Genomic DNA, 18,400 nt, shown 5'->3' on the forward strand with positions numbered 1-18,400 from the left:
ACAAGGTACGAGGTTGAGCATGGCCAAGGCTGCGGACAGGACCCTCGAAGCTCTGCGAGCGTCGCTCAAGGAGGTGGAGCGGCTCCGGCGAGAGACGCACCAGCTTTCCGCGGCCGCCCGGGAACCGATCGCGGTCATCGGCATGAGCTGCCGTTACCCGGGCATCGGTGGACCCGACGACCTGTGGGAGCTGGTGGCCGGCGGCGGCGACGCGGTGGGTGGCTTCCCGGCCGACCGCGGCTGGGACCTCACCGAATTGTACGGGTCGAGCGATGACGCCACCCGGGTCTTCGAGGGGGGCTTCCTCGACGGCGCGGCCAACTTCGACGCCGGGTTCTTCGGTATCTCGCCGCGCGAGGCGCTGGCCATGGACCCGCAGCAACGCCTGCTTCTGGAGGCGTGCTGGCACGCCGTGGAGAGCGCCGGCCTGGACCCCGGGTCGCTGCGCGGCAGCAGGACCGGTGTCTTCGCGGGCGCCTCGCCCTCCGGGTACGAGGCCACCCTGCGCACCGCGGCCGAGGCGCTCGGCGGCTACTACCTGACGGGTACGGCCAGCAGCGTGGTGTCCGGGCGCGTCGCCTACACCATGGGTTTGCAGGGGCCGGCCGTCACGATCGACACCGCCTGTTCGTCGTCACTCGTCGCGCTACATTTGGCGGCGCAGTCGCTGCGTCAGGGCGAGTGCTCGTTCGCCCTGGCGGGCGGTGTCGCGGTGCTCGCCGATCCGACGGTGTTCTCAGAGTTCAGCACGCAGGGCGGGCTGGCCGGTGACGGGCGCTGCAAGTCGTACGCCGAGGCCGCTGACGGCACCGGGTGGGCCGAGGGCGTCGGCGTACTGGTGCTGGCGAAGCTTTCCGACGCGATCCGGGACGGCCGTCGCATCCTCGCGGTGGTCCGGGGTTCGGCGGTGAACCAGGACGGTGCCAGCAACGGGCTGACCGCCCCGAACGGTCCCGCCCAGCAGCGGGTGATCCGGCAGGCGCTGGCGAACGCCGACCTGACGCCCGCGCAGGTCGACGTCGTCGAGGGCCACGGCACCGGTACCGTGCTCGGTGACCCGATCGAGGCGCAGGCTCTGGTCGACACGTACGGTCAGAACCGCGAGCCAGGCCGTCCGCTCTGGCTCGGCTCCATGAAGTCGAACATCGGCCATGCTCAGGCCGCTTCGGGCGTGGCCGGCGTCATCAAAATGATCATGGCGATCCGGCATCGCCGGTTGCCCGCCACCCTGCACGTCGACCGGCCCAGCCGGCACGTCGACTGGTCCGCAGGCGAGGTCGCCCTGCTCACCGAGAGCCGAGAGTGGCCGGCCACGGACCGGCCGCTGCGGGCCGGCGTCTCGTCGTTCGGCGTCTCCGGCACCAACGCGCACGTGGTGATCGAGGAGCCACCCGCGACCGTCGAACCGGTCGCCGACGAACGGTCCCCCATCCACGTCTCGGCGGCCGTGCCGTGGCTGCTTTCCGCCCGCTCAGCGGCGGCCCTGCGCGGCCAGGCGGAGCGCCTGCTGGCGCCGGCCGCTGACGCCGACCCGCTTGACCTCGGCCGGTCGCTGGCGATCACCCGGGCAGCGCTCGACCACCGCGCCGTGGTGCTGGCCGCCGACCGGACCGCGGCGCTCACCGATCTGCGCGCCCTCGCCGCCGGCGAACCGGGCTCCGGTGTGGTCCAGGGCATGGCGGCCGAGGGCACCCGACCGGTCTTCGTCTTCCCCGGTGCCGGCAACCACTGGGCCGGGACCGCCCGTCAGCTCTGGGCCACCTCGCCGGTCTTCGCCGCGGCCATGGAGGAGTGCGAGCGGCTGCTCACCCCGTACGTCGACTGGTCCCTGCGCGAGGTCGTCGCCGACCCGGACTGTGACCGGGTGGACGTTCAGCAGCCCACCTCGTGGGCTGTCATGGTGTCCCTCGCCGAGCTGTGGCGCGCCTGCGGCGTGGAACCGGCGGCCGTCATCGGCCACTCGCAGGGCGAGATCGCGGCGGCCACCGTGGCCGGCGTGGTCAGCCGCGCGGAGGGCGCCCGCCTGGCCGCGCTGCGCGCCCAGGCGGTGACCGAACTGGTGGGCACCGGCAACGTGTACTCGGTGCGCGCCGCCGCCGACGCCGTTCGTGACTGGCTGCCGGAGTCGCTGTCCATCGGGGCGATCAACGGCCCGCACGCCACCGCCGTCTCCGGTTCGTTCGCCGGCCTGGACGAGTTCGCCGCCGAGTGCGCACGGCGCGGCCTGGAAGCCCGGCCGGTGCCGGTCGGTTACGCCTCCCACTCGGCCCAGGTCGAGATCCTGCGGGAGCGCCTCGTAGCCGACCTGGCGGGGGCGCCGCCGCAAGCCGGCGAGGTCCCGCTCTACTCGACGGTCACCGCGCGGATCCTACCCGGCGGGGAATTCGACGGCACCTACCTCTACCGCAACCTGCGTTCCACCGTGCGGTTCGCCGATGCGGTGCGGGCCGCGGCCGACGACGGTCACACCGTCTTCCTCGAGGTCAGCCCGCACCCGGTACTGGCCATGAACGTGCAGGACGTACTCGACGACGCCGACATCGACGGCCGGGCGCTGAGCACGCTGCGCCGCGACCGGGACGACGCGGGCGGCTTCACCACGGCCCTGGCCACCGCCTGGGCGCACGGCGTCACCGTCGACTGGGCAGCCTGGTTCGCGGGCCGCGGCGGGCAGCGGATCGATCTGCCCGGGTACGCCTTCGAGCCCACCCGTTACTGGCCCACCCGGGCCGTCGCATCGCCGCCGACGGGTGGCGCGACGGCGGAGGAGGGCCGGTTCTGGGAGGCCGTCGAACAAGCCGACGTCAGCGCGCTCGCCAGCACGGTCGGCACCACCGACGTGGCCGCCCTCGCCGCCGCGCTGCCCGCCTTGACCGCGTGGCGCCGGCAGAGCCGGCAACTCTCGACCGTCGACGAATGGCGTTACCGGATCACCTGGAAGCCCGGCCTGGAGACCCGGTCGGCGCTGCACGGGACCTGGTTGCTGGTGGCGTCGCCCGGCAGCGCGCCGGCGGCCGTGACCGACGCGCTTGCCGCGCACGGCGCCCGGGTCGCCGTCATCGAGGCTGACGCGGCCACCACCGACCGGGCCTCCTTGTCCGCTGCCGTGCTGGCCGCCGCCTCGGGCGGCGTGACCGGTGTGCTGTCCCTGCTGGCTCTCGACGAACGACCCCACCCCGGGCATCCCGCGACGCCGAGCGGACTGGCCGCCACCCTCGCGCTCGTGCAGGCCCTCGGTGACGCCGGCTGCGCCGCCCCGCTGTGGATCGGCACCCGTGGCGCGGTGTCGATCGGTCGGTCCGACCCGCTCACCAGTCCGGCGCAGGCAGCGACCTGGGGCTTCGGCCGGATCGTCGGCCTGGAGCACCCGGACCGGTGGGGTGGTCTCGTCGACCTGCCGGAGACCCTCGACGAGCGGGCCGCTGCCCGCCTTTGCGCGCTCCTTGCCGACGGCGGCGAGGACCAGGTCGCGGTCCGGGCGTCCGGCTGGTTCGCCCGTCGGCTGGTACGCGACAGCCGCAGTGACGCACCGGTGCCGCGGGCCTGGCGGCCGACCGGCACCACCTTGATCACCGGTGGCACCGGCGCTATCGGGGCGCACGTGGCGCGCTGGCTGGCCATCGCCGGCGCCGAGCGCATCGTGCTCACCAGCCGCCGGGGCGCGGCCGCCCCCGGCGCCGGCGACCTGGTCGCCGAGTTGGCCACGCTCGGCGCCCGGGCCGAGGTGCACGCCTGCGATGTCACCGACCGCGCCGCCCTGGCCGCCCTCATCGCCACGGTGGACGGCAGCGGGCCGGCGATCCGCTCGGTGCTGCACGCCGCCGGTCTGGGTGGCGCCGCCATGCTGACCGACCTGGATCCGGACAGCCTCGACGGCGAGCTGTCCGCGAAGGTCACCGGCGCCGTGCACCTCGACGAGCTGCTCGGCGGTCGCGAGATGGACGCGTTCGTCGTCTTCTCGTCCATCTCGGCGACCTGGGGCAGTGGGGGCCTCGCCGGATACGCCGGTGCCAACGCTTTCCTGGACGCTCTGATCGAGCGACGCCGCGCCCAAGGCGCCACCGGTACCGCGGTGTCCTGGGGCGCCTGGGCCGGCGGCGGCATGGTCGACGACACCGAAAGCCGGGCGCTCGGCAGCCGCGGCATCCGTTCGATGGATCCGGAACTGGCCATCGCGGCCCTCGGCAGTGCACTTGACCACGACGACGCCACGCTGACCGTCGCCGACGTGGACTGGGCCCGCTTCCTGCCGGTCTTCGCCGCGGCCCGCCGGCGTCCGCTTTTCGACGACCTGCCCGAGGCGGCCGACGCCGGCACCGAACCGGCACTGGCGTCGGCCGGCGGCGCCCTCGACGACCTGGCCGCGCTCGCCCGGCCGGTGCGGTTGAGCCGGCTCACCGAGCTGGTCACCACGGAGGCCGCGGCGGTTCTCGGCCATGCCGGCACCGACGTGGTCGCCGCCGACCGGCAGTTCAAGGACCTCGGGTTCGACTCGCTGACCGCTGTCGAGCTGCGGAACCGGTTGACCGCGCAGACCGGCCGGCGGATGCCGACCACCTTGGTCTTCGACCATCCCACCCCGGCCGCTGTGGCGCGGTTCGTGGACCGTACCGTCTTCGGCGACGCCGAGGACGCACCAGGCCGGCCGGTGACCGGGCCGGACATCGACGAGCCGATCGCCATCGTCGGCATGGCCTGCCGTTACCCGGGCGGCGTCACGGGGCCGGAAACCCTGTGGCAGCTGGTCGCTGACGGCCGCGATGCCATCGGTGCCTTCCCGCGTGATCGCGGCTGGGACCTGGGCAACATCTTTGACTCCGACCCGGACCGGCCGGGCACCTCGTACGTCACCGAGGGTGGCTTCCTGCACGACGCCGCTCAGTTCGACGCCGGGTTCTTCGGTATCAGCCCGCGCGAGGCCCTCGCCATGGACCCGCAGCAGCGCCTGCTGCTGGAGACGTCCTGGGAGACGCTGGAACGGGCCGGGATCGACCCGGAAAGCCTGCGTACGGCACGGGTCGGTGTTTTCGCGGGCGCCTCCGCCTCCGGCTACGGTGCCGGGCTGGCACAGAACCCGGAGGGCACCGAGGGCTACCTGATGACGGGTACGGCGAGCAGCGTGCTCTCCGGCCGGATCGCCTACGCCCTCGGGCTTCAAGGCCCGGCGCTCACGGTCGACACCGCCTGCTCGTCCTCGCTGGTGGCCCTGCACCTGGCCGTCCAAGCGCTTCGCAACGGCGACTGCACGATGGCGCTGGCCGGTGGTGTCGCGGTGATGGCCACCCCAGGGGCGTTCACGGAGTTCAGCAAACAGCAGGGCCTCGCCGCGGACGGCAGGTGCAAGTCGTTCGCCGCGGCGGCCGACGGCACCGGCTGGTCGGAAGGTGTCGGCATGCTGCTCGTCGAGCGTCTCTCCGACGCCCGGCGCAACGGGCACACCGTTCACGCGCTGGTCCGGGGCTCGGCGATCAACTCGGACGGCGCGTCAAACGGTCTCACCGCGCCGAACGGCCCGGCACAGCAGCAGGTCATCCGGGACGCGCTGGCCGGTGGCGGGTTGCGGCCCGACGAGGTGGACGTGGTCGAGGCGCACGGCACCGGCACCACCCTGGGCGATCCCATCGAGGCGCAGGCGGTGCTCGCCACTTACGGCCAGCATCGCGCCGAGCCGCTGCACCTGGGCTCGATCAAGTCCAACCTGGGCCACCCGGCTGCCGCGGCGGGCGTCGCCGGGATCATCAAGATGGTCATGGCGATGCGGCACGACCTGCTCCCCGCCACCCTGCACGTGGACGAACCGACCCCGCACGTGGACTGGTCCGCGGGCGCGGTGTCGCTGCTCACCACCGCGACGTCCTGGCCCGACACCGGCCGGCCGCGCCGGGCCGGCATCTCCTCCTTCGGCATCAGCGGCACCAACGCACACGTGATCATCGAGCAGGCGCCGCCGGTGACCGAGGAAGCGGTTTCCCGCGTCGCGCCGCCGGTCATCCCCTGGGTGCTCTCGGCGCGAACCCCGGACGGGGTACGCGATCAGGCGGCCCGCCTCGTCGAGACCGGCGACGATCCACTCGACGTCGCATTCTCACTGGGGACGACGCGCGCGGCTCTGCCGTACCGCACGGTGGTCCTGGACCGGGACCGGCTCGCCGAGGGCGAGTTCGACGTGGTGCACGCCGCGGGCAAGCTGGGTCTGCTGCTGCCCGGGCAGGGTGCGCAGTTCGACGGCATGGGCCGCGGTCTGTACGCGTCCTACCCGGCTTTCGCGGATGCGTACGACGCGGTCTGTGCCGAATTGGACCGGCACCTGCCGCGTCGGGTCCGCGAGGTGACCGGCGCCGACCTGAACGAGACCCGGTACGCCCAGGCGGCCCTGTTCGCGGTGGAGGTCGCCACCTACCGCCTGCTGGAGTCCTGGGGTGTCCGGCCGGACCTGCTGCTCGGCCACTCGATCGGTGAGCTGGCCGTGGCGCACGTCGCCGGCCTGTGGTCGCTGCCCGACGCGGCACGCATCGTGGCCGCCCGGGGCAGCCTCATGCAAGCGCTGCCCCCGGGCGGCGCGATGGTCGCCGTGCAGGCCGCCGAGGAGGAGGTCGTGCCGCTGCTCGGTGACGCGGTCTCGGTCGCGGCGGTCAACGGGCCCCGCTCCGTGGTGCTCTCCGGTGACGAGGACGCGGTGTTCGCCGTCGCGGCCCGTTTCGAACGGACCAGGCGACTCCGCGTCAGCCATGCGTTCCACTCCGCCCGGATGGAGCCGATGCTCGCCGGCTTCGCCGCGGAGCTGTCCCGCGTCCGGTTCGACGTGCCGTTGCTCGGCTGGATCTCCAACCTGACCGGCGAGCCTGTCGGCGCCGAGGTGTTGGAACCGGACTACTGGGTGCGGCAGGTCCGTGGCACGGTCCGGTTCGCCGACGGCGTGGCGGCGATGCGTCGGGCCGGCGTCTCCGTCTTCCTCGAGGTCGGCCCCTCGGGCGCCCTCGCGGCGCACGTGGACGGCTGTGTGCCGACCCTGCGCCACGACCGCGACGAACCCCGGTCGGTGGTCGCCGCGCTCGCGCACGTGCCGCGGGTCGACTGGGCGGCATTCTTCGCCGGCACCGGGGCCCGGCGCGTCGACCTGCCGACCTACCCGTTCCAGCGGCAGCGTTACTGGCCGGCCGCCGCCGGACTCGGCACCGGCGACCTGACCCGGCTCGGTCTGCAGGCCCTCGACCACCCGATGCTGGACGCCGCCCTGTCGCTTGCCGACTCCGACGGCACGGTGCTCACCGGCCGTCTCTCGGTGGCTTCCCAGCGCTGGCTGGCCGACCACCGCGTGCTCGACCAGATCATGATGCCCGGCACGGCCTGGGTCGAGCTCGTCATGCACGCCGGTCACCACCTCGGTTGCGACAGGCTGGACGAACTGACCATCGAGACGCCGCTGGTGCTGACCGCGGACGACGCCGTGCTCGTGCAGGTGGCGGTCGCCGCGGAGGACGACGCCGGTTGCCGCACGGTGAGCGTGCACACCAGTCCGGCCGGCGGGACGGAGGAAATTTGGACCCGCCACGCCACCGGCGTGCTGTCCTCGGCGACCACCGGTGCCGCCACCGTCCTGGACGGCACCTGGCCGCCGGAAGGCGCGGAGCCCATCCCGGTGGACGACTGGTACGAGCGGCTCGCCGCCGCCGGGTACGCCTACGGTCCCGCCTTCCGCGGCCTCTCCGCGCTGTGGCGCCACGGTGACGAGCTGTACGCGGAGGTCGCCGTCGACACCGACGTGGACGGTTTCGGGGCGCACCCGGCATTGCTCGACGCCGCCCTGCACCCGATCGGCGCGCTGCTGCCGGCGGACGGGCCGATGCTGCCGTTCGCGTGGAGCGGTGTCCGCTTCCCGGCCACCGGCGCGCGCACCGCCCGGGTGCGGCTGACCCGCACCGGCAACAGCATCCGCATCCTCGTCGCCGACAGCCTCGGTGAACCGGTGGCGACCGTGGAGTCCCTGGTGCTGCGCCCGGCCGAGGTCGGCGCCGCACCGGATCGCGCGCCGCTGTACGCCCCGGAACTGGTGCCTGTCCCCGCCGTGGCAGTGACCGGTGACGTCCTCGAGGTCACCGGGGACGACCCGGTCGACGTCGCCGTGCAGGTGCTCGGCTGCCTCCAGCGCGCGATCACCGACGACACCCGGCTGGTCGTTGTCATCCGCGACGAGCTGGCCCATGCGCCGGTGCGCGGCCTCGTACGGTCGGCGCAGTCCGAGCACCCCGGTCGATTCGTGCTGGTCGACACCGACGGCGAGATCCTGGCCGCCGAGGACGAACCGGAGACGGTGGTCCGCGCGGGAAGCACGTACGCCCGGCGCCTGGTGCCGGCGACCGGCGGCGACACCCCCGAGATCGACGGCACGGTGCTCATCACCGGTGGCAACGGGGCGCTGGGCGCCGCCGTGGCGCACTGGCTGACGGGACAGGGTGTGACGGTCGTCCAGGCCGGCCGCAGTGGCCCCACCGTCTGCGACGTCACCGACCGGGCACAGGTGGAGGAGCTCGTCGCCAGCATCCCGGATCTTACCGGAGTGATCCACTGCGCCGGAGTGCTCGACGACGGCGTGCTGGACACTCTCACCCCGGAGCGGCTCGCCACCGTGCTGCGGGTCAAGGCCGACGGCGCCCGGCACCTGCACGAGGCCACGGCCCATTTGGACCTGCGCCTCTTCGTCATGTTCTCCTCATTCTCCGGTCTGCTCGGTGCGCCCGGGCAGGCCAACTACGCGGCGGCGAACACCTACCTCGACGCGCTCGCCGCCCATCGCCGTACCCTCGGGCTGCCCGGCCTCTCGCTGGCCTGGGGAGCCTGGGCCGGTGGTGGCATGGCCGGGCAGCTCACCGAGACCGACCGGGCTCGCATGGCGCGGGCCGGTTTCCCGCCGTTCACCACCGAGCAGGGCGTCGCCGCGTTCGCCGCCGCGCTAGGTGCGGACGCCGCCGTCCTCGCTCCCGTCACCCTCGACCTGGGTGTCCTCCGGAGTCGTGCCCGGCGCGAACCGGTCGTCCCGCTGCTGCGCTCGCTGGTCCGGGTCTCCACCCGCCGTACCGCGCACACCGCCGACAGTTCGTCGCTCGCCGCTCGCCTGGCCGGGATGGACCGCAAGCAAGGCGTGGACGTGGTGCTGCCGCTGGTGCGCGACCAGGTCGCGGCCGTTCTCGGGCACACCGGAGCGGACGCCGTCGGGGTGCAGCAGCCCTTCACCGAGCTGGGCTTCGACTCGTTGACCGCGGTGGAGCTGCGCAACCGGCTGGCGGCCGTCACCGGTCTGCGACTGCCGGCCACGCTCGTGTTCGACTACCCGACACCGGCCGCCCTGGCCGGGCACCTGCTCGCCGAGCTCATCGGCACACACCCGGCGGCGGCCACCCGGCTCGCCGCCCACCGGGGCACCGGCGCCGACCCCATCGTCATCGTCGGCATGTCGTGCCGTTATCCCGGTGGCGTCGATTCCCCGGGCGAACTTTGGGAGCTGGTCCGCCGCGGTGGCGACGGCATCACCGCGTTCCCCGCGGACCGCGGATGGAACCTCGACGACCTGTACGACGACGAGGGCATCACCGACGGGCGCTCGGACACCGTCGAGGGTGGTTTCCTGCACGACGCCGGGAACTTCGATCCGGCGTTCTTCGGGATCAGTCCGCGTGAGGCTTTGGCGATGGATCCGCAGCAGCGGTTGCTGTTGGAGGCGTCGTGGGAGGCGTTCGAGTCGGCCGGTATTGATCCGGCCGTCCTCCGCGGTTCGTCGACGGGTGTGTTCGCCGGACTGATGTACCACGACTACGCGACCGGCATGGCGGACGTACCGGCCGGTGTCGAGGCATTCCTCGGCACCGGTAACACCGGCAGCATCGCGTCGGGTCGGGTGGCGTACACGTTCGGGCTGGAGGGTCCGGCGGTCACTGTGGATACGGCGTGTTCGTCGTCGCTTGTCGCCCTGCATTGGGCGGTGCAGGCGTTGCGGTCCGGCGAGTGTGACATGGCGTTGGCCGGTGGTGTCACCGTCATGTCGACACCCGTCACCTTCGCCGACATGAGCGGCAAGCGGGGTCTGTCGTTCGATGGGCGGTGCAAGTCGTTCAGTGCGTCGGCGGATGGTACGGGCTGGTCCGAGGGTGTGGGCATGCTGCTGGTGGAGCGGCTCTCGGATGCGCAGCGCAACGGTCATCCGGTGCTGGCGGTGGTTCGCGGTAGTGCGGTGAATCAGGATGGTGCTTCCAACGGTTTGACCGCGCCGAATGGTCCGTCGCAGCAGCGAGTGATCCGGCAGGCTTTGGCGAACGCCGGGTTGCGGGCTGCCGAGGTTGATGTGGTGGAGGCGCACGGCACGGGGACGACGTTGGGTGATCCGATCGAGGCGCAGGCGTTGCTGGCCACCTATGGGCAGGACCGTGAGCGGCCGTTGCGGCTCGGCTCGGTCAAGTCGAATATCGGGCACACGCAGGCGGCGGCGGGTGTCGCGGGGATTATCAAGATGGTGCAGGCGATGCGGCATGGTGTGATGCCGCGCACGTTGCATGTGGATGAGCCGACTCCGCAGGTGGATTGGGAGTCGGGTGCGGTGGAGTTGTTGACTGAGCCGGTCGAGTGGCAGGTGCAGGACAGACCTCGTCGGGCGGCGGTGTCGTCGTTCGGGATCAGTGGCACGAACGCGCACGTGATCTTGGAGCAGGGCCTGGGTGTGGAGGCACCGGAGCTCCCGTCCGGGGTGCCGCATCAGGGTCCGGTGCCGTGGTTGGTTTCTGCGAAGTCGCCGGAGGCGTTGGCGGCGCAGGTGCAGCGGTTGGCCGTGTTGGATGCTGATGCTGTTGATGTCGGGTTCTCGTTGGCTACGACGCGGGCGTTGTTGCCGTATCGGGCTGTGGTGACTGATGTGTCGGCGCCGTTGGATGTCGTGCGGGTGGCTGACGGCAAGCTGGGTGTGTTGTTCCCGGGTCAGGGTGCGCAGTTCGCCGGCATGGGTGAGGGCTTGTATCGGGCGTATCCGGTTTTCGCGGCCGTGTATGACGAGGTGGTCGCGGCGTTCGGGTTCCCGCTGGATCAGGATTTGGACGAGACGCGGTTCACTCAGGCGGCGTTGTTCGCGGTTGAGGTGGCGACGTTCCGGTTGTTGCAGTCGTGGGGGGTGCGCCCGGATCTGTTGCTGGGGCATTCGATCGGTGAGCTGGCCGCCGCGCATGTGGCGGGTTTGTGGTCGTTGGCGGATGCGGTGAAGGTGGTCGCGGCTCGGGGTGCGTTGATGCAGGCGCTGCCGTCGGGTGGGGCGATGGTGGCTGTCGCCGCGACCGAGGACGAGGTGGTGGCGCGGCTTGTTGATGGGGTGTCGATCGCGGCGGTCAACGGTCCTCAGGCGGTGGTGATCTCCGGTGATGAGGATGCGGTGCTGGCGGTGGCGGCCGGGTTCGACAAGACGCGGCGGTTGCGGGTCAGTCATGCGTTCCATTCGGCGCGTATGGAGCCGATGCTGCGGGAGTTCGCCGCTGTCTTGCAGGACATCGATTTCGAGATGCCGTCGTTGGGCTGGATCTCGAATGTGACCGGTGAGCCGGTCGGTGTCGAGGTGATGGACCCGGAGTATTGGGTGCGGCAGGTCCGCCAGCCCGTCCGGTTCGCCGACGGCCTGGCCGCGATGCGTGCCGCCGGCGTTACCCGGTTCATCGAGGTTGGCCCGTCCGGTGCGCTCGCGACGCACGTCGACGGGGTGTGTCTGCCCACGATCCGTAAGGGCCGTGACGAGCCGGACTCGTTGGTCAAGGCGCTGGCGGTGGCCGGCCCGGACTGGGTGAAGGTGTTCCCCGGTGCCCGGCGTATCGAACTGCCCACCTACGCCTTCCAACACCAGCGCTACTGGCTGAACGCCGTCTTCGGCAGCCGGGACAGCAGCCTCGCCTCGGCGGGTCTGCGGCCCACCGGCCATCCCCTGCTGTCGACAATGGTGGCACTCGCTGGCAGTGACGGCGTCATCCTGAACGGCCGGATCGGCCTGGACTCGCACCCGTGGCTGGCAGACCACGCCGTCCAGGGGTCCGTGGTCCTGCCCGGCGCGGCACTGATCGACCTGGTACTGCACGCCGGCCAGCGGGTCGGCGCGGACCTGCTGGACGAACTGACCATCGAGACCCCGCTGGTGATCCCGGACGATGCAGTGATCGTTCAGGTGACCGTCTCCGGGGCGGACACGTCTGGCCGCCGTACTGCCGAAATTCATTCCAGCCCGGCCGGCGAACTCGAGGACCAGTGGACCCGGCATGCCTCGGGTGTGTTGGGCGTGGCTGGTGCGGTGGTGGAGGACACGTCGCTGGCTGTGTGGCCGCCGGTGGGTGCTGAGGAGTTGCCGGTGGCCGGCTGGTACGACGCATTGGCGTCGGCGGGGCTGGGTTATGGGCCGGTGTTCCAGGGCTTGCGTGGCCTATGGCGTCGCGATGGTGAGGTGTTCGCGGACGTCAATGTTGATGTTGATGTTGAGGGTTTTGGTATTCATCCGGTGTTGTTGGATGCGGTGTTGCATGCGATTCCGGCTTTGGGGCTTGGTGGTGGTGATGGTGCGGGGCCGTTGTTGCCGTTTGTGTGGGGTGGGGTGCGGTTGGTGGCGACGGGTGCGCGGTCGTTGCGGGTGCGTTTGACCCGGGTGGGTGATGCGGTGTCGTTGTTGTTGGCTGATGGTGCGGGTGTGCCGGTGGCGGCGGTGGAGTCGTTGGTGTTGCGGCCGGTGGTGGTGGAGCCGGGGCCGGTGGTGGCGCCGTTGTTTGGTGTGGATTTGGTGCCGGTGGTGGGTTCGGTGTTTGAGGGCGAGGTGTATCGGGCTGGTGGTGTTCATGAGGTGTTGGCGCGGTTGCAGGGGGCGGTGGTGGCGGATGAGCGGTTGGTGGTGGTGATTGGTGGTGGTTTGGAGGATGCGCCGGTGCGGGGTTTGGTGCGGTCGGCGCAGTCGGAGCATCCGGGTCGGTTTGTGTTGGTGGATACCGATGGTGAGGTGTTGGTGGCCGATGGTGAGCCGGAGGTGGTGGTTCGTGGTGGTGAGGTGCGGGTGCCGCGGTTGGTGCCGGTGGTGGCTGGTGGTGGTGGGGTGCCGGTGTTGGAGGGCACGGTGTTGGTGACTGGTGGTGGGGGTGCGTTGGGGTCGGTGGTGTGTGAGTGGTTGGTGGGTCGTGGTGTGAATGTGGTGGCGGTGGGTCGTGGTGGTCCGACGGTGTGTGATGTGACGGATCGGGTGCAGGTGGATGCGTTGGTGGCGGGGATTCCGGATTTGGTGGGGGTGGTGCATTGTGCGGGTGTTTTGGATGATGGTGTGTTGGAGGCGTTGACGCCGGAGCGGTTGGATGCGGTGTTGGCGGTGAAGGCGGATGCTGCGTGGTTTTTGCATGAGGCGACGGCGCATTTGGATTTGAAGTTGTTTGTTTTGTTTTCGTCGGTGGCTGGGTTGTTCGGTACTGCGGGGCAGGCGAATTATGCGGCGGGTAACACGTATTTGGATGCGTTGGCTGAGTTTCGGCGGGCGCGGGGTTTGGTGGGGTTGTCGTTGGCGTGGGGTGCGTGGGACGTCGGCATGGCCGGCGAGCTTTCCGCCACCGACCGGCGCCGGATGGCCCGCGCCGGCCTGCCGCCACTGACCACCGAACAGGGCGTCGCCGCCCTGGAAGCCGCACTCGGCTCCACCGCCGCCCTGCTCGCACCCATGCGGCTCGACCTTGCCGCGCTACGGTCCCGCGCGGTACGCGAGCCGGTGGCACCCCTACTCCGGTCACTGGTCCGGGTTACCACTCGCCGGACCGCCCTCACCACCACGGGCGGCTCGGCCCTGGCAGACCGGCTGGCCGGACTCGACCGGGACAGGGCCGTCGAGGCAGTGTTGCCGGTGGTGCGGGCGCAGGTTGCGGAGGTTTTGGGGCATGCGGGTGTGGATGCGGTGGGGGTGGGGCAGCCGTTCACCGAGTTGGGGTTTGATTCGTTGACGGCGGTGGAGTTGCGTAATCGGTTGGCGGTGGTGACGGGGTTGAAGTTGCCGGCGACGCTGGTGTTCGACTATCCGACGCCGACCGCTCTGGCCGGATACCTCGTCCAGCAGATCACCGGGGTTGTTCCGTCGTTGGCGGCGGTGAGTGCGGTGCGGCCTGGTATCGACGAGCCGATCGCGATCGTGGGGATGTCGTGTCGGTATCCGGGTGGGGTGAGTTCGCCGCAAGGTTTGTGGGATCTGGTGGTTCGGGGTGGGGACGGGATCACACCGTTCCCCGTCGATCGGGGCTGGGATCTTCAGGGTCTCTATGGGGTTGAAGCAGGAGCCGACGGTCGTTCGGACACGATGGAGGGTGGTTTCCTGCACGATGCGGCGCAGTTCGATGCGGCGTTTTTCGGGATCAGTCCGCGTGAGGCTTTGGCGATGGATCCGCAGCAGCGGTTGTTGTTGGAGGCGTCGTGGGAGGCGTTCGAGTCGGCCGGTATTGACCCGGCTGTTCTGCGGGGTTCGTCGACGGGTGTGTTCGCCGGCCTGATGTACCACGACTATGCGGCTCGTCCGGTGGATGTTCCGGCTGGGGTGGAGGCGTTCATCGGGCTGGGCAACAACGGCAGTATCGCGTCGGGTCGGGTGGCGTACACGTTCGGGCTGGAGGGTCCGGCGGTCACTGTGGATACGGCGTGTTCGTCGTCGCTTGTCGCCTTGCATTGGGCGGTGCAGGCGTTGCGGTCCGGCGAGTGTGACATGGCGCTTGCTGGTGGTGTGACGGTGATGGCGACGCCGGGGACGTTCGCTGAGTTCAGTCGTCAGCGGGGTCTGTCGTTCGATGGCCGGTGCAAGTCGTTCAGTGCGTCGGCGGATGGTACGGGCTGGTCCGAGGGTGTGGGCATGCTGCTGGTGGAGCGGCTCTCGGATGCTCGTAAGAACGGTCACCCCGTGCTCGCGGTGGTTCGCGGTTCGGCGGTGAACCAGGACGGTGCTTCCAACGGTTTGACCGCGCCGAATGGTCCGTCGCAGCAGCGAGTGATCCGGCAGGCCCTCGCCAACGCCGGTTTGGCTCCGGCCGAGGTTGATGTGGTGGAGGCGCACGGCACGGGGACGACGCTGGGTGACCCGATCGAGGCGCAGGCGCTGCTGGCCACCTATGGGCAGGACCGTGAGCAGCCGTTGCGGCTGGGGTCGGTGAAGTCGAATATCGGGCACACGCAGGCCGCGGCGGGTGTCGCCGGGATCATCAAGATGGTGCAGGCGATGCGGCACGGTGTGATGCCGCGCACCTTGCATGTGGATGAGCCGACCCCGCACGTGGATTGGGAGTCCGGTGCGGTGGAGCTGCTCACTGAGCCGGTCGAGTGGCGGGTGCAGGACCGGCCGCGTCGGGCGGCGGTGTCGTCGTTCGGGATCAGTGGCACGAACGCGCACGTGATCTTGGAGCAGGGTCCGGGCGTTGAGGTGCCGGGGGAGTCGGTGCGGGTGCCGGGTCCGGTGCCGTGGCTGGTTTCTGCGAAGTCGCCGGAGGCGTTGGCGGCGCAGGTGCAGCGTTTGGCCGTGTTGGATGCTGATGCTGTTGATGTCGGGTTCTCGTTGGCTACGACGCGGGCGTTGTTGCCGTATCGGGCTGTGGTGACTGATGTGTCGGCGCCGTTGGATGTCGTGCGGGTGGCTGACGGCAAGCTGGGTGTGTTGTTCCCGGGTCAGGGTGCGCAGTTCGCCGGCATGGGTGAGGGCCTGTATCGGGCGTATCCGGTTTTCGCGGCTGTGTATGACGAGGTGGTCGCGGCGTTCGGGTTCGACATCGATGCCGCGAGGCTGGACGAGACGCGGTTCACTCAGGCGGCGTTGTTCGCGGTTGAGGTGGCCACGTTCCGGTTGTTGCAGTCGTGGGGGGTGCGCCCGGATCTGTTGCTGGGGCATTCGATCGGTGAGCTGGCCGCCGCGCACGTGGCGGGACTGTGGTCGTTGGCGGATGCGGTGAAGGTGGTCGCGGCTCGGGGTGCGTTGATGCAGGCGCTGCCGTCGGGTGGGGCGATGGTGGCTGTCGCCGCGACCGAGGACGAGGTGGTGGCGCGGCTTGTTGATGGGGTGTCGATCGCGGCGGTCAATGGCCCGCAGGCGGTGGTGATCTCTGGTGATGAGGATGCGGTGCTGGCGGTGGCGGCCGGGTTCGACAAGACGCGGCGGTTGCGGGTGAGTCATGCGTTCCATTCGGTGTTGATGGAGCCGATGCTGCGGGACTTCGCCGCTGTTCTTGACGAGGTGGTCTTCGCGGCGCCGTCGTTGGGTTGGGTTTCGAATGTGACCGGTGAGCCGGTCGGTGTTGAGGTGATGGACCCGGAGTACTGGGTGCGGCAGGTCCGCCAGCCGGTCCGGTTCGCCGACGGCCTGGCCGCGATGCGTGCCGCCGGGGTGACCCGGTTCATCGAGGTGGGCCCGTCGGGTGCGCTGACCGCCCACGTCGACGGGGTGTGTCTGCCCACGATCCGTAAGGGCCGTGACGAGCCGGACTCGTTGGTCAAGGCGCTGGCGGTGGCCGGCCCGGACTGGGTGAAGGTGTTCCCCGGTGCCCGGCGTATCGAGCTGCCCACCTACGCCTTCCAGCGGCAGGAATTCTGGCTGCGCACCACCACTGCCGTTACCGGTTCGGCGGCCGGTCTCGGCCTCGAACCGGGCGAACATCCGATGCTGGGCGCGATCCTGCGTTCGGCCGGCGCCGGCGAGACGCTGTTCACCATTCAGCTGTCCACCGAGAGTCACCCGTGGCTGGCAGACCACACGGTGTTCGGCCAGGTGGTGGTGCCGGGGGCGGCGATGGTGGAGCTGGTGCTGCACGTGGGCCAGCGGCTTGACTGCGGTGTGCTGGAGGAGCTGACGGTCGAGGTACCACTGGTGCTGCCCGAGCGGGGTGCCCGGCAGGTGCAGATCGTGGTGGGCGACCCGGTGGACGGGCGGCGCGCGGTGAGCATCCACTCTCGGGCAGCTGACGAACCGGATGCCGGATGGCAGCGGCATGCGACAGGCGAGGTGGTCGCCGGCGACTTCACCGGTGACGGCTTGCCGGAGTGGCCGCCGGTGGGTGCTGAGGAGTTGCCGGTGGCGGGTTGGTATGAGGGGTTGGCGGCGGCTGGTTTGGGTTATGGGCCGGTGTTCCAGGGGCTTCGTGGGTTGTGGCGTCGCGATGGTGAGGTGTTCGCGGACGTCAATGTTGATGTTGATGTTGAGGGTTTTGGTATTCATCCGGTGTTGTTGGATGCGGTGTTGCATGCGATTCCGGCTTTGGGGGTTGGTGGTGGTGATGGTGCGGGGCCGTTGTTGCCGTTTGTGTGGGGTGGGGTGCGGTTGGTGGCGACGGGTGCGCGGTCGTTGCGGGTGCGTTTGACGCGGGTGGGTGATGCGGTGTCGTTGTTGTTGGCTGATGGTGCGGGTGTGCCGGTGGCGGTGGTGGAGTCGTTGGTGTTGCGGCCGGTTGTTGCTGGTCAGTTGGGTGGCGGGCATGCGCCGTTGTTTGGTGTGGATTTGGTGCCCGTGGTGGCTTCGGGGTCGGTGTTTGAGGGTGAGGTGTATCGGGCTGGTGGTGTTCATGAGGTGTTGGCGCGGTTGCAGGGGGCGGTGGTGGCGGATGAGCGGTTGGTGGTGGTGATTGGTGGTGGTTTGGAGGATGCGCCGGTGCGGGGTTTGGTGCGGTCGGCGCAGTCGGAGCATCCGGGTCGGTTTGTGTTGGTGGATACCGATGGTGAGGTGTTGGTGGCCGATGGTGAGCCGGAGGTGGTGGTTCGTGGTGGTGAGGTGCGGGTGCCGCGGTTGGTGCCGGTGGCGGCGGTGGCTGGTGGTGGTGGGGTGCCGGTGTTGGAGGGCACGGTGTTGGTGACTGGTGGTGGGGGTGCGTTGGGGTCGGTGGTGGCGCGGTATTTGGTGGGTTCGGGTGTGCGGGTTGTGTTGGTGGGGCGTCGGGCTGTGGAGGCTGTGGAGTTGTTGGCTGAGTTGGGTGATGCGGCGTGGGCGGTGAATTGTGATGTGTCTGATCGGGTGCAGGTGGATGCGTTGGTGGCGGGGATTCCGGATTTGGTGGGGGTGGTGCATTGTGCGGGTGTTTTGGATGATGGTGTGTTGGAGGCGTTGACGCCGGAGCGGTTGGATGCGGTGTTGGCGGTGAAGGCGGATGCTGCGTGGTTTTTGCATGAGGCGACGGCGCATTTGGATTTGAAGTTGTTTGTTTTGTTTTCGTCGGTGGCTGGGGTTATGGGTGCGCCGGGGCAGGCGAATTATGCGGCGGGTAATGCGTATTTGGATGGGTTGGCTGAGTTTCGGCGGGCGCGGGGTTTGGTGGGGTTGTCGTTGGCGTGGGGTGCGTGGGATGTCGGTATGGCGGGTGTGGTGGAGCGGCGTCGGATGGCGCGGGCTGGTTTTCCGGCGTTGTCG

At 70.2% G+C, this 18,400-nt stretch carries 1 protein-coding gene; it reads left to right on the forward strand.

All coding sequences use genetic code 11. The annotated features are described in order from the left end of the window. Window positions 1-19: 19 nt before the first annotated feature. The coding region (locus tag LPA41_RS40045; RefSeq protein WP_229076723.1) for a type I polyketide synthase at window positions 20-18,400 on the forward strand (18,381 nt) is incomplete at its 3' end.

This window comes from Actinoplanes sp. DH11 (genome assembly GCF_020873875.1).
Taxonomy (GTDB): Bacteria; Actinomycetota; Actinomycetes; order Mycobacteriales; family Micromonosporaceae; genus Actinoplanes.